Annotated in this window: 11 protein-coding genes; 1 reads left to right on the top strand and 10 read right to left on the bottom strand. The window is 38.7% G+C overall.

Going from position 1 to position 13,168, the window contains the following annotated elements; genetic code table 11:
* Window positions 1-8 precede the first annotated feature (8 nt).
* The 8 genes from xerC to ACQKNC_RS05070 form a co-directional block, all read right to left on the bottom strand.
* Window positions 9-908, bottom strand: coding sequence for a tyrosine recombinase XerC (gene xerC / locus ACQKNC_RS05105; protein WP_427423781.1), 900 nt, complete (start codon window positions 906-908; stop codon window positions 9-11).
* Window positions 909-1,472: 564 nt separating this feature from the next.
* Window positions 1,473-2,786, bottom strand: coding sequence for an FADH(2)-oxidizing methylenetetrahydrofolate--tRNA-(uracil(54)-C(5))-methyltransferase TrmFO (gene trmFO / locus ACQKNC_RS05100; protein ID WP_427423780.1), 1,314 nt, complete (start codon window positions 2,784-2,786; stop codon window positions 1,473-1,475).
* Window positions 2,787-2,804: 18 nt separating this feature from the next.
* A complete protein-coding gene (topA, locus tag ACQKNC_RS05095; RefSeq protein WP_427423779.1) occupies window positions 2,805-4,883 on the bottom strand; it encodes a type I DNA topoisomerase in 2,079 nt (692 codons plus the stop codon).
* Window positions 4,884-4,974: 91 nt separating this feature from the next.
* Window positions 4,975-5,871: a DNA-processing protein DprA gene (dprA, locus tag ACQKNC_RS05090; RefSeq protein ID WP_427423778.1), complete on the bottom strand. Its 897-nt coding sequence runs from the start codon at window positions 5,869-5,871 to the stop codon at window positions 4,975-4,977.
* A 221-nt stretch (window positions 5,872-6,092) separates the two neighbouring features.
* Window positions 6,093-6,995: a succinate--CoA ligase subunit alpha gene (sucD, locus tag ACQKNC_RS05085; protein ID WP_427423777.1), complete on the bottom strand. Its 903-nt coding sequence runs from the start codon at window positions 6,993-6,995 to the stop codon at window positions 6,093-6,095.
* Between the two features lie 17 nt (window positions 6,996-7,012).
* On the bottom strand, window positions 7,013-8,173 hold the full coding sequence (sucC, locus tag ACQKNC_RS05080; RefSeq protein ID WP_427423776.1) for an ADP-forming succinate--CoA ligase subunit beta: 1,161 nt from the start codon (window positions 8,171-8,173) through the stop codon (window positions 7,013-7,015).
* 183 nt (window positions 8,174-8,356) lie between these two features.
* Entirely contained in the window at window positions 8,357-8,638 is a 282-nt protein-coding gene (locus ACQKNC_RS05075; RefSeq protein WP_427423775.1) for an EscU/YscU/HrcU family type III secretion system export apparatus switch protein, read from the bottom strand.
* The gene (locus tag ACQKNC_RS05070) at window positions 8,635-10,527 is read right to left on the bottom strand and encodes a hypothetical protein (protein WP_427423774.1); all 1,893 of its coding nucleotides are present in this window, start codon (window positions 10,525-10,527) and stop codon (window positions 8,635-8,637) included. The genes ACQKNC_RS05075 and ACQKNC_RS05070 overlap by 4 nt, the downstream gene beginning before the upstream one ends.
* Window positions 10,528-10,654: 127 nt before the next feature.
* Between ACQKNC_RS05070 and ACQKNC_RS05065 the strand changes: the two genes are divergently transcribed.
* Window positions 10,655-10,921 carry a hypothetical protein gene (locus ACQKNC_RS05065; protein ID WP_427423773.1) on the top strand — a complete coding sequence of 89 codons (267 nt, stop codon included), beginning with the start codon at window positions 10,655-10,657 and terminating at the stop codon, window positions 10,919-10,921.
* A gap of 44 nt (window positions 10,922-10,965) precedes the next feature.
* Here ACQKNC_RS05065 and ACQKNC_RS05060 read toward each other — a convergent pair whose 3' ends face one another.
* Both ACQKNC_RS05060 and ylqF read right to left on the bottom strand, forming a co-directional pair.
* On the bottom strand, window positions 10,966-11,724 hold the full coding sequence (locus ACQKNC_RS05060; RefSeq protein WP_427423772.1) for a ribonuclease HII: 759 nt from the start codon (window positions 11,722-11,724) through the stop codon (window positions 10,966-10,968).
* Window positions 11,725-12,292: 568 nt separating this feature from the next.
* Window positions 12,293-13,165 (bottom strand): ribosome biogenesis GTPase YlqF, encoded by an 873-nt coding sequence (ylqF, locus tag ACQKNC_RS05055; protein ID WP_427423771.1) that lies wholly within the window; start codon window positions 13,163-13,165, stop codon window positions 12,293-12,295.
* Window positions 13,166-13,168: the final 3 nt, after the last annotated feature.

Here is a 13,168-nt window from a genome sequence, read left to right as displayed (position 1 = left end):
TAGCTCTATTATGCCCTTGGATGAGCATTCATATATGTTTGACGAAGATGCTCTTTTGTCACATGTGTATAAACTTGTGTAGAAGTTAAATGAGCGTGGCCTAATAACTCCTGCACCGTACGTAAATCTGCGCCATTATTCAATAAATGTGTGGCAAAAGTATGGCGAAGCATATGTGGATATATTTTCGTATGGAGCGAGGCCTTGTCAATCATTTCAGTTAAAATATGACGTACACCTCGAGGAGTAAGTTCCCCACCGCGCATGTTGACAAACAATTGCTGATGACTTGTTTTTTTCATCAATCGTGGACGAGCTTGTTCTATGTATTCCTGCATAGCTAAGCTCGCAAATTGCCCGAATGGAATAATTCGTTCTTTTCGCCCTTTCCCCATTACCCTAATAATTGAATAATGGAAATCAACATCTTCTACTTGAATTGAGGTGAGCTCGCTTACACGAATACCTGTTGCGTATAACAGCTCTAATATAGCCGTATTTCTTAATGATTTCAAATCATCGCCAACATTTGCATCAAATAGCTGCTTCAATTCCTCTTCGTAGAAAAAACTAGGTAAGCGTGATTCTTTTTTTGGATGATAAAGTGATCGAAACGCCCCATCATCTAATCCGTACTGTCTATTTAGAAAGCGAAAGAAGGAGCGTATTGAGGAGATTTTCCTTGATACAGATGATCTTGCTCTCTTTTCATCGTACAACTTCGTTACATAAAGACGTGCATGTATATACTCAACACTAGCTAAATCATTTACGCCTTCCGACTGCAAAAATGCTAAGAAATCTAGTAAATCCGATTCATATTCTCGCACCGTATGAACAGAGAAGTTTTTTTCAACCTGGATGTAAAGCATGAACTGTTCAAGTGCTTCTTGGGACGAAACTAACATTTAAGGATTCACCACCAACGAATTATTGATAACCTTCTCAAATTACGGCCTATCACCATAACGTGGGGTTGATTTCCGTTCTGACTAGGCGCTTTCCTGTAGGGCGTCCGATGAGCCGCTTGGGCCAAATGATGTTGGTCACGAAGGGGTAATCAGAACGTGATGCATTTAGCCTCCGTTCTTCTACTTGCTCTCTCCAAGGTCTAATCTATGACGCTATTTCCCAAGGAGTCCCTCAGCCAGCACTCCAATCAATTTATATACATGGCATATGTTCTAACAAATGTCATCCTCAACGTTGGGTAATGAGCCCAAATTACTTACACTTGCCATTAAAAGAATGTACTATTTTGTTTATCCCCTTTAGTTTGTCACTTTGGGTATCGTTAATGAAGATAAACATACATACTGACACTATACCTATCTTCATCATATAGCAAGTGAAAATGTTTATATTTTGAGAAAATCTTCATACAAAATAATAAAATACGTGTAAATTAGCATTTTTTATACAAAAAAGAAAAAGCCTCTAAGAGTATATCAACTTTTAGAGGCTTTTTGCAATTAAATTGTTTGTGAATTCACAAAATTACGAATTGCGCTTATTGCGCGTGTAGCATGCATCTCTGCGCGCTCTGGTTTTGAACGACGACCTGGCGGTAGTTCTGGGAAAATTCCGAAGTTGACGTTCATTGGCTGGAAGTTTTTCGATTGTGCTTCTGTTATATAACGCGCCATACTTCCTAACGCCGTTTCAAATGGGAAGATAATTGGTTCTTGTCCTAATACGAATCGAGCTGCATTAATACCAGCAATCAATCCACTACCAGCAGATTCAACATATCCTTCGACACCTGTCATTTGGCCAGCAAAGAAAATATTTTTTTGCTCACGAAGCTGATAAGTTTTCTCTAGAACCTTTGGCGAATTAATGAACGTATTTCTATGCATTACTCCATAACGAACGATTTCAACATTCTCTAATCCCGGAATTAATTGCAATACTTCTTTTTGTGGTCCCCATTTTAAATGTGTTTGGAAGCCAACGATATTGTAAAGAGTTCCTGCTGCATCATCTTGACGTAATTGAACTACAGAATATGGTCGTTTCCCTGTTTTTGGATCTTCTAGACCAACCGGCTTCATCGGTCCAAATAACATTGTTTTCTCCCCGCGAGCAGCCATTACTTCGATAGGCATACAGCCCTCAAAGTAAATTTCCTTTTCAAATTCTTTTAAGGGCACAACCTCCGCTTCAATTAAAGCTTGACGGAAACGATCAAATTCTTCCTTTGTCATAGGACAGTTTAAATAAGCCGCTTCCCCTTTATCGTAACGAGATTTTAAATAAACCTTTTCCATATCAATGCTATCTTTTTCAATAATTGGTGCTGCTGCATCATAGAAATATAGATAGTCTAATCCTGTTAAGCCCTGAATTTTTTCAGCTAACGCTTTCGATGTTAGTGGTCCTGTGGCAATCACAGTAATGCCTTCTGGAATTTCAGTGACTTCTTCATGAATTACTTCCACAAGAGGGTGATTTTTCACTGCGTCAGTCACATAACCTGCAAATTCATGGCGATCTACTGCTAAGGCACCGCCTGCTGGAACTGAACATGCATCTGCTGCTTTCATAATAACAGAATCAAAAATACGCATTTCTTCTTTAATCACACCTACGGCATTTGTTAATCCATTTGCGCGTAGTGAGTTCGAACAAACAAGCTCTGCAAATTTATCAGTATGGTGAGCCGGAGTTTGCTTCACTGGACGCATTTCATAAAGTTTAACTTTCACACCACGTTTAGCAATTTGCCAAGCAGCCTCACTACCTGCAAGACCTGCGCCTATTACATTTACTACTTGTTCAGTCATGTTCTTACCATCTTTCTATCATTGTGTAGGTGTCTCTTCATAGTCACATTTCGTACACTGAATTTGCACACCTTTTTTTATTTTTTTCTCTACTAATAATGAACTACATTTCGGACATGGTCTACTAATTGGCTTGTCCCAAGAAACAAATTCACACTCAGGGTACTGATTGCAACCATAGAATAAACGCTTTGTTTTACTCTTTCTTTCTACAATTTCGCCTGTTTCACAGGAAGGACATTTCACGCCAATAGGTTTCATAATAGCTTTTGTATTACGGCAATCTGGGAAGTTTGAACAAGCCATAAATTTCCCATATCGTCCAAGCTTATAAACCATCGGTGATCCACAAAGCTCACAATCCTCGCCAGCCGGTTCATCTTTTATAACAACCTTTTCCATAGCCTCATCTGCATATTTTACATGGACCTCAAAATCCTTATAAAACTCATGTACAACTTCTTTCCACTGACGATCGCCTTCTTCAATATGATCCAAATCTTGCTCCATTTGTGCTGTGAATTCGATATTTATGATATCAGGGAAAAACTCAAGTACGAGTTGATGCACGATTTCTCCTAGCTCTGTCGGCATAAATCGCTTTGCATCTAATACGACATAGCCACGGCGCTGAATTGTATCGAGGGTCGGTGCATATGTGGACGGGCGCCCTATACCTAACTCTTCCATTGTTTTCACAAGACGCGCCTCTGAATAACGTGGTGGTGGCTGAGTAAAATGTTGCTTTGGTTCAATTTCAAGAGATTTTACTTGATCGCCAACTTCCATTTCAGGTAGAAGCTTGGTTGTTTCTTCTGTTTGATCATCTGTACCCTCAATATATAGCTTCATAAAGCCCGCAAATTTAACTTGTGAGCCGTTTGCACGGAATAAAACATCACCATTTTGTAGATCAACAGCAACTGTATCAAGTACAGCCGGCGCCATCTGGCTCGCGATAAAGCGCTCCCAAATTAAACGATATAAGCGCAATTGGTCGCGACTAAGCACTGCTTTTAATTCCTCTGGAGTTCGCATCGTACTAGTTGGACGAATAGCCTCATGGGCATCTTGTGCATTTGATGCTTTTTTAGCCTGCTTCGTCTCTGTGGAGATGAATTCTTTGCCGTATTTGGATTCAATGTAGGCAATTGCCTCTGTTTTTGCTGTATCCGAAATACGTGTAGAATCGGTACGCATATACGTGATTAAACCGACTGTCCCCTCTTTTTTACCAATATCAATACCTTCATATAATTGTTGCGCAAGCATCATCGTTTTCTTAGCACGGAAATTCAACTTACGTGCGGCCTCTTGCTGTAAAGAAGATGTTGTAAAAGCAGGTGCTGCATTTCGTTTACGTTCTTTCTTAGATACATTGACAACCTCAAAGCTTGTACCTTTAACATTTTTTAATATAGATTTTACTTGTTCTTCATTTGTTAATTTAATTTTTTCTTTGCCATCACCATAATAAAGCGCATCGAACGTTTTCTTACCTTTTTCAAAAGAACCTTCAATTGTCCAATATTCTTCTGGTTGGAAGTTTTTAATTTCATTTTCACGATCAATAATCATGCGTAGTGCTACAGATTGTACTCGTCCTGCTGATAATCCCTTTTTAACCTTTTTCCAAAGAATCGGACTAATGTTATAACCAACAAGTCTATCCAATATACGACGTGTTTGCTGTGCATCTACTAAATCCATATTAATAGGACGTGGATTTTTAAAGGATTCTAAAATCGCATCTTTTGTAATTTCATTAAAAACGACACGACAATCTGAATGAATATCAATATTTAACGCAGTCGCAAGGTGCCAAGCAATCGCTTCTCCCTCGCGGTCTGGATCGGCCGCTAGAAAGACTTTCTTCACTTTTTTAGCCGCAGACTTTAAGTCCTGTAAAACAGGCCCTTTACCACGAATCGTAATATATTTAGGTTCATAATTATTTTCAGGACTAACGCCCATTTGGCTACGTGGTAAATCACGAACATGCCCGATAGACGCCTTTACTTTATATTTTTTTCCTAAATATCGTTCAATTGTTTTTGCTTTCGCTGGTGATTCTACAATCACTAAATAATCCGCCATCTATGTCTCCCCCTTAGCGAGGTCTATTGCTAATTTTTTAAGTTACCTGTTGCAAAATGTATAACAGATTTTAAGATAATGCAACTTTTTTTCAATTTTTGTTAGAAAAGAGAGCAAGTGTTTCAACGATTTCGTGACCATTGCACACTGGAATGGCTCCCTCTATTAGTAGTTTATTTGTACCTTTTGATTGCTCCGCATTAATTGGACCAGGTACAACAAATACATCTTTTCCTTGCTCTAATGCATACTCTGTTGTAATAAGCGTTCCACTTCTTAATGCTGCTTCGGTTACAACTAAAGCTCTGGACAACCCACTAATTATTCGGTTACGCATTGGAAAATGCCATTTCTCAGGCTTCATATATGGAGGATACTCTGTGACAAGTAACTGATGCTCCGCCATATGCTCAGCGAGAGACTGGTTTTCTTTAGGGTATATATAATTAAACCCGTGACCAAGCACTGCAATCGTGGAACCACCAACTTTTATGGTAGTCTCATGAGCTATAGTATCTGCCCCTCTTGCAAGCCCGCTAACAATTGTATATCCGTGTTCAACAAGAGGTGGAACGATTAGGTCCATCGCAGTCTTTGTATAAGCTGTAGCCTTTCTAGAGCCTATAATGGCTACTTGTTTTTCGTTCGTTAATAAAGAATACCGACCTTTCACATACAATACAGTAGGTGGACTGGATATTTCAAATAATTGCGCCGGGTAAAAAGGATGGTGAAAAGGTATAGGGGAAATATCGGCCCGTTCGTAGGCTTCTTCAAACGACAATGTCATAACTTGTCGGAATTTCCTGGATATTTCCAATGCACTGCGCGATGATATTTGCAGGGCTTTTGCAATCTCATAGGGGGGCGCTTCTTCAAAATAACTTAATATATCCACCGGGGACAATAATTGCTGAAGTTTTTGAAGTGGTAAAGGGTAAATATAATGTAAAGCTAGTAATCTCTGTGTATCGACTGAAAAAATCATTTAAAAACCTCCTTTTAATAGAAGAAATTAAATGACCGCATTTTTAATTTTCACAACAATAAACAATATGACACAGCTTTTTTAGGAAGGGTCCTTTTAAAATAGGTAAGTAGGAAGTTAGAAATTTCATCTCTTGAACAAAATTTCATTAGAACCATGTTAAGCAGCGTCTAAATAAGGAAAAAGAAAAGATGTAGCCACAATGTGCTACATCTTCCATTTTAATGGGTTTTACACTTTTCGTATAGCCCTTTTTCTTTTATTACTTTAATTAGCGTATCGCCAATGACAGATGGCGTTTCCGCTACTTCAATACCAGCAGCATTCATTGCCTTAATTTTCTCTGCGGCCGTTCCTTTACCACCAGAAATGATAGCACCAGCGTGACCCATACGTTTACCTGGAGGCGCTGTTTGTCCTCCGATAAAGCCAACGACAGGTTTCGTCATATTCGCTTTAATCCACTCAGCCGCTTCTTCTTCAGCTGTACCACCAATTTCTCCAATCATAACAACCGCATATGTTTCTGGATCGTTGTTGAACGCTTCCAAAACATCGATAAAGTTTGTACCATTTACTGGGTCTCCACCGATACCTACAGCTGTAGTTTGACCAATACCAGCTTGTGTTAATTGGTGTACGGCTTCATATGTTAACGTACCAGAGCGAGAAACAACTCCTACATGCCCTTTCGTATGGATATAACCAGGCATAATACCAATCTTACATTCATCTGCAGTAATAACACCTGGACAGTTTGGACCTACTAGACGTGTGTTTTTACCTTCCATATAACGTTTAACCTTAACCATATCAAGAACAGGAATATGCTCAGTAATACAGATTGTTAATTCTAATTCAGCATCAACAGCCTCTAAAATAGCGTCTGCTGCGAATGGAGCTGGTACATAAATAACTGAAGTTGTCGCACCTGTTGCAGCTACAGCTTCCATAACAGTATTGAACACAGGCACTCCTTCGATTTCAAGACCGCCTTTACCTGGTGTTACTCCAGCTACAATTTTAGTACCATACTCAAGCATTTGCTTCGTATGGAAAAGCGCTGTTTCGCCTGTAATCCCTTGTACAATTACCTTCGTATCTTTATTAATAAATACAGCCATTGTTCTCCCTGCCTTCCTTAGCCTACTAGTCCCACAATTTTTTGTGCACCGTCAGCCATTGAATCCGCTGCAACGATGTTTAAACCAGATGCATTTAAAATCTCTTTTCCAAGTTCTACATTTGTACCTTCTAAACGTACAACTAACGGCACAGCTAAGCCAATTTCTTTGGCAGCTGTTACAACACCCTCAGCAATAATGTTACACTTCATAATTCCGCCAAAAATGTTTACGAAAATGCCTTTTACATGTGGATCAGAAAGGATAATTTTGAAAGCTTCTGTTACTTTTTCAGCCGTTGCACCGCCACCTACATCTAAGAAGTTAGCAGGGCTTCCGCCATAATAGCTAATTGTGTCCATTGTGGCCATCGCAAGACCAGCTCCATTAACCATACAGCCAATGTTACCATCTAGTGAAATATAGCTAAGGTCATATTTTGACGCTTCGATTTCCTTTGCATCTTCTTCATCAAAATCACGTAATTCGACAATATCTTTATGACGATACAACGCATTTGCATCGAAATTAAATTTAGCATCTAATGCCATAACCTCTCCTTGTCCAGTTACAACAAGTGGATTAATTTCTACAATAGAAGCATCTTTGTCGATAAATGCTTGATACAAGCCTAACATTAATTTAACAGCTTTCCCTACTAGGTTAGCTGGAATATTCATATTGAACGCCATGCGACGTGCCTGGAAAGCTGTTAACCCAACAACAGGATCCACAACTTCTTTGAAGATTTTTTCAGGATGTGATTCCGCTACTTCTTCAATATCCATACCGCCCTCTTCAGATCCCATCATCGTTACACGGGATGTTGCGCGGTCTAATACTAAACTTAAATAGTATTCTTTTTGAATATCAGAACCCTCTTCAATATATAAGCGTTTTACTTCTTTTCCTTCAGGACCTGTTTGATGAGTCACTAAAATTTTACCTAATAATTCTTTTGCGTATGTACGCACTTCGTCAAGGTTTTTGGCGATTTTTACCCCACCCGCTTTACCGCGTCCACCTGCATGAATTTGCGCCTTGACTACTGTCACATTAGAGCCAAGTTCCTTCGCTACTTTCACAGCTTCATCAGGGGAAAAAGCAACTTTTCCGTTCGGTACAGCTACACCATATTTTCTAAGAATCTCTTTCCCTTGATATTCATGGATATTCATAATACATCCTCCCATCAAACATTTGCATAAAATTGTTTTACTAACATAATCTATTCTAACTAAAGATTCTGATAAAGTCTACACTTTGTCTTTTATTCATTTTTTATCTTTTAATATGACGTTTTATTCTACTTAGTGTACTAAAACAGAGTTTTGTGAAAATCAGAATTCTCTATCTTTTCTTTATTTTTGCGCATGTTGTTGATCTAATCGATAAATAAATGCAAAAACCTCAGCGACGGCTTCGTACAATTCTTCTGGAATGGACTCATTTAAATCTAATTGTCCAAGTAATTGAACAAGGTTAGGATCCTCATAAATCGGGACATCGTGCTCATTCGCGCGTGCTAATATATTTTCTGCTATTTTCCCTTTTCCTTTTGCTACTACCGTTGGACTATCAAAACGTCCTAACTTATACGTGAGAGCGATAGCCTCTTTTCGAGTAAATTTTTCTTCACTCATATGCGTAAATCCACCCCACTATGTTCCTCCTGCTGTTCTACTACAGGGGTTTTTTCAGGTTGGGCTTTTTCAAATTGTTTAATAAAAACTCCTGAAAGTTGATACTCTTTTTCAGCTAATCCTTTTTTTAAGACTGCTTTTAGAGGTTCTGCAAGCGGAATAATATCATTATTTTCATTAAATACTGTCACAGAAACTACACGATTTTGAACTTGCATATCAATAACCGTCTCTTTCATAGATTCCATTTGTAAATAAAATAATATTCGCGCATAATTGGCATCAATTTTACCATCTTCCTTCATGCGTCCATTCCACTGTAATGTTGCATCCATTTTCTTGCCGAAGAATTCCAATGGTACTTGCATAATAAGCTGGTGCTGATGGCCATTCTCTCCTGATGCTAGCTGCATGCCGTTCATACGTGCCATTAACATTTCCGCAGCTTCCTTCAACTGCGGAGTAACATGTGTTTCCTGCAATAATGTATGCAGCTGTGGTTTTAATTGATGTGCAATCTGCTGTAAATCTGCGGACTTATTACTTAATGCCGCTTCATAGCTAACCCCCAGATTTTTTAATACCGTTTTAAGTGCATGTTCCATTGCTTTATTGTTCATAGAATTTTGCACATGAGCATCCGCTTGCGTAACAATCTGCTGAATCATTGATTGCGGGGATTCAACACTATTTTTCATGAGATTTCGCATGAATGCTTCGTTTTGTAGTGGAGTAGTGGCTTCATGCTTTAAAAGAGATAATAAATGGTCCTTTACTGAAAGAGCATTGGCGTCTTGTGTAAATAGTCGCTCCGAGGAATTTGCTGCAAATGCTTTTATAAGTTGTTCTTGCATCTGTTTTGCAAAAATCTCTAGAGTTTGTTTAGTTGCTGGTAGCTTATTAAATCTATCGATAAATTGATTTATTTGCTGCTTTTGTTCATTCGTTAACAAACTTTGATTTGCTGTCCATAATTTAAGCTGATCGACAAGCTGACTTGTATTGTCAGGTTGTGCCGTTAGAATCGTTTGAATAACTTGTCCAGCCTGTTGAAGCTGATTTGGTTGAATAGACTTTAAAGCGCTGAGACTTGACCAGTTTTGCAAGGTTGCCTGCTGAGGTAGTATGCCTGCCTCCTTTAAGATATTCATGGCTTGAATCTTTTCACTCATAGAAGCCGCATTATTAGTTAATATTTGTATAGACTTAGCGAGTACTAAACCACCAGTTTCTACTTCAAAGGGCTTTGCAATTACCTGTACCTGTTGCATTAGATTTTGTTTAAGGTTTTCGGGTAAAGCTATATCCTTAGCTAAAAGTTGTGTAAAGTTCTCCATTACGGAAGTCATGCCTGTAGTTTTTTGTCCATTAATAAGAGCTTGAAAAACATCATTTGTCATTGGCATTTTAAGCTCTACCATTTTTTGAATGGCTTGCAGGGCATCCATTTTAGTAACACCCTCTGGTAATGCCTTTAACCACATTTCTGCTTGCATTAGCTGCTCTTTTGAAATCGGTAGCTGCTCCTTCATAAAATGAGCTAGAAGTTGCTGCATTTCAGCTGTTTTTGGCAAATTCATTGATTCCAGTAACTGATTGATTTGTTGGCTTTGGGAAGCCGTTTGCGCCATAGGACCCGTAACAACTTTTACTTCTGTTTGTGGGCTTGTACCAGTTACTTGAAAGAAATGGGCATCACCTGCTTTTAGCGGAACTTCAAGTTTAGCAATAAACTTCTGATGACCAACTTGTATTTCTGCCATTTGATCTGGATATAATTGTTTAATTGTTCCTTGAAATACTTGTCCTTGTTTTAAAGTAAGTGGCTGATTATTTGAGGTTAAAGCAGTTTGTTGCATTTGAATCGGATTAAAAGATGTGGCTGTCATATACATACTCCTTTCATCAATTACTCCTTGGCGTAATTGGCTTCTATTTTTATTTGGCTCATCACCATAGCGTAGAGTTGATTTCCGCTTCGCTTTCGCGCAGAGCAGAGCTTCCTGGAGGTGTCTGATGAGCAGCTTGGGGCAACAGGTGTTTTTTGCGCGAAAGCGAAGTGCTAACGTAGCGGCAGCAAAAGGGGGGCATTCTGTGCGAAAGCGTAGTGCAACGAAGCGACAGCAACAGCAGGATGTTGGTCACGAAGGCGTTATCACAGGACATGATGCTCTTAGCTTTCGTTCCTCTATTGCTGATCCCCAAGGAGTCGCCCAGTCTCCGTCCAATCAACTTATCCACATAATATACGTTATAGCAAATATCCTTCCTAACTTTTGGTGATCTGCCTTTTATTTTTTTGTATGCTATTATGTTTTCAAAATGCCTTAAAGCATTGATTTTATTGGCTCAAACGACTTACGATGATGGATGGTTGGACCGAATTCTTCAAGTGCTTTTAAATGCTGCTTTGTACCATACCCTGCATGTTGAGCAAAACCATACATAGGGAACTCTTTGTCCAATTGATCCATATAATCGTCTCGGGCCGTTTTCGCCAATATTGAAGCAGCTGCAATAGCTAAGCTTTTAGCATCCCCTTTAATTATTGAATCCTGCGGAATAGAGATTGGCAGCGTCATAGCATCAACTAGTACATAATTAGGTTTAATAGATAACGATTCTACACTTGTCTTCATCGATTGCTTTGTCGCTTCGTAAATATTTAATTCATCAATTTGTTGTGCTGGTTGAAAATGGATAAAATAACTTAATGCATGCTCTTTTATTAAAACGGCATAGGCATTACGTTTATCCTTTGATAATTGTTTTGAATCATTTAATCCGATTAGAGCCTCACAGTTTGCAGGTAAAATAACAGCAGCTGTTACTACTGGTCCTGCTAACGGTCCACGCCCTGCTTCATCTACCCCTGCAATTAAGGTATCTTCTCCTCCGTAGCTTAGATCGAAATCGACTTTCGCTTGATGTTCTTGTAGTAGCTGTTGTTTTTTTTCTTGACGCTTTTTCCAACTTTGCCAAGCCTTTTGCACACCTGCACGTTCATCAGTTGCTATTCCTGTCATCCAGTCCTGCCATTCCTCCGCTTCCTTCAATGCTGTTGTAATTTCTTTAATCGTTTTCATATATTTGCTCCCTTTTGGTTCTTAACAGTTAATAGCTAATCTTTCGTTCTAATACGTTTCCACGATGCTTCTTTCAAGTAGTTTATCAGTTTTTTGTTAGAGAGCTGAGGATTCGCCTTAACGCTTTGGCATCTCTCCCAATATATATCCCTTTTTATATAAATGGCTCATCACCAAAATATGTACTTGAATGTACATTCATTTCAGGAGAAAGTTTTCCGCGCTTGTGTGATCTGAACCTCCTCGTCGCTCACACTTTGCTCCATATGCTTTTATACTAACAATACTTTTTTATAAAGAACAGGTTTTGAATCACACTAAAATTTAAAATTACATTTAATGGTATTCATTGCACATATATTGGTTGGAGTGAAGGCTGAACGACCCTGGAAAGCGCCCAGTCGGAACGGAAATCAATCCTATGTTATATTGAAAATCTCCGAATTGATTCAAAAATATTTATTGCTTCTTTTTTTCGTTCTATGTCATTTATCGGCAAGAAGAAGTATTCCTAAAAGAAAAACTGTCATGCTCACGATTTATGGCGTGAGTATGACAGTTTTCTTTATTACTGCTCTGTTTCTTTTTCAAGTTGTTCGTCGACAAAGTCAAATGTTAGTTTGCCTAATTGTGACCCACGAATATCTCGAACGATTAGTTGAGCTACTTGATCATAATCAATTTCTCCTCCAGGACCGAAAACACGACGAAGTTTACCGATATGATCGAAGGTATCAACTAAATCTTCATGGATAAACTGGAATCCATAGCGTTCTTCCATTCGTGCTGGATAATGAGTGGATAAAAAGCGTAGACCATATACAGCTAAATCCTCCATATTAGTTATAGTATCCTTTATAGCACCTGTTAAGGCTAATTTGTATCCTACTTCTTGATCTTCAAACTTCGGCCATAAAATACCTGGCGTATCGAGTAATTCAAGCTCTTTACCAACCTTTATCCATTGCTGAGCCTTAGTCACCCCTGGAGTATTTCCTGTTTTTGCTATATTTTTCTTTACTAGTCGATTAATTAGCGTCGATTTCCCTACGTTTGGAATTCCAACAATCATTGCACGAATGGCTCTTGGTTTCATCCCGCGTGCCTTCATACGGTCAAATTTTTCTTTTAATATTTCTTGAGCAGCCTTTGTAACCTGCTGTAATCCTTTGCCTTCAAGAGAATTAATCGCTACTGCCTTATGGCCCCGTTGTGCAAAGTACTCAACCCACTTACGTGTTTCTTGTTCATCTGCCATATCTGATTTATTTAAGATAAGGAGACGTGGTTTTTGATTAATCACTTCATCTATCATCGGATTTCGGGAAGATAGAGGTAAACGTGCATCTATTAATTCAAATATAATATCAACGAGCTTTAATTTTTCTGTTACTTCTCTTCGGGCCTTTGCCATATGCCCTGGAAACCATTGTATAGTCATATC

This window comes from Lysinibacillus sp. NPDC094177, assembly GCF_050279145.1.
GTDB lineage: Bacteria > Bacillota > Bacilli > Bacillales_A > Planococcaceae > Lysinibacillus.
The sequence above is the reverse complement of the archived record's forward strand: the minus strand, read 5'-3'. Positions and strand labels throughout refer to the sequence as shown.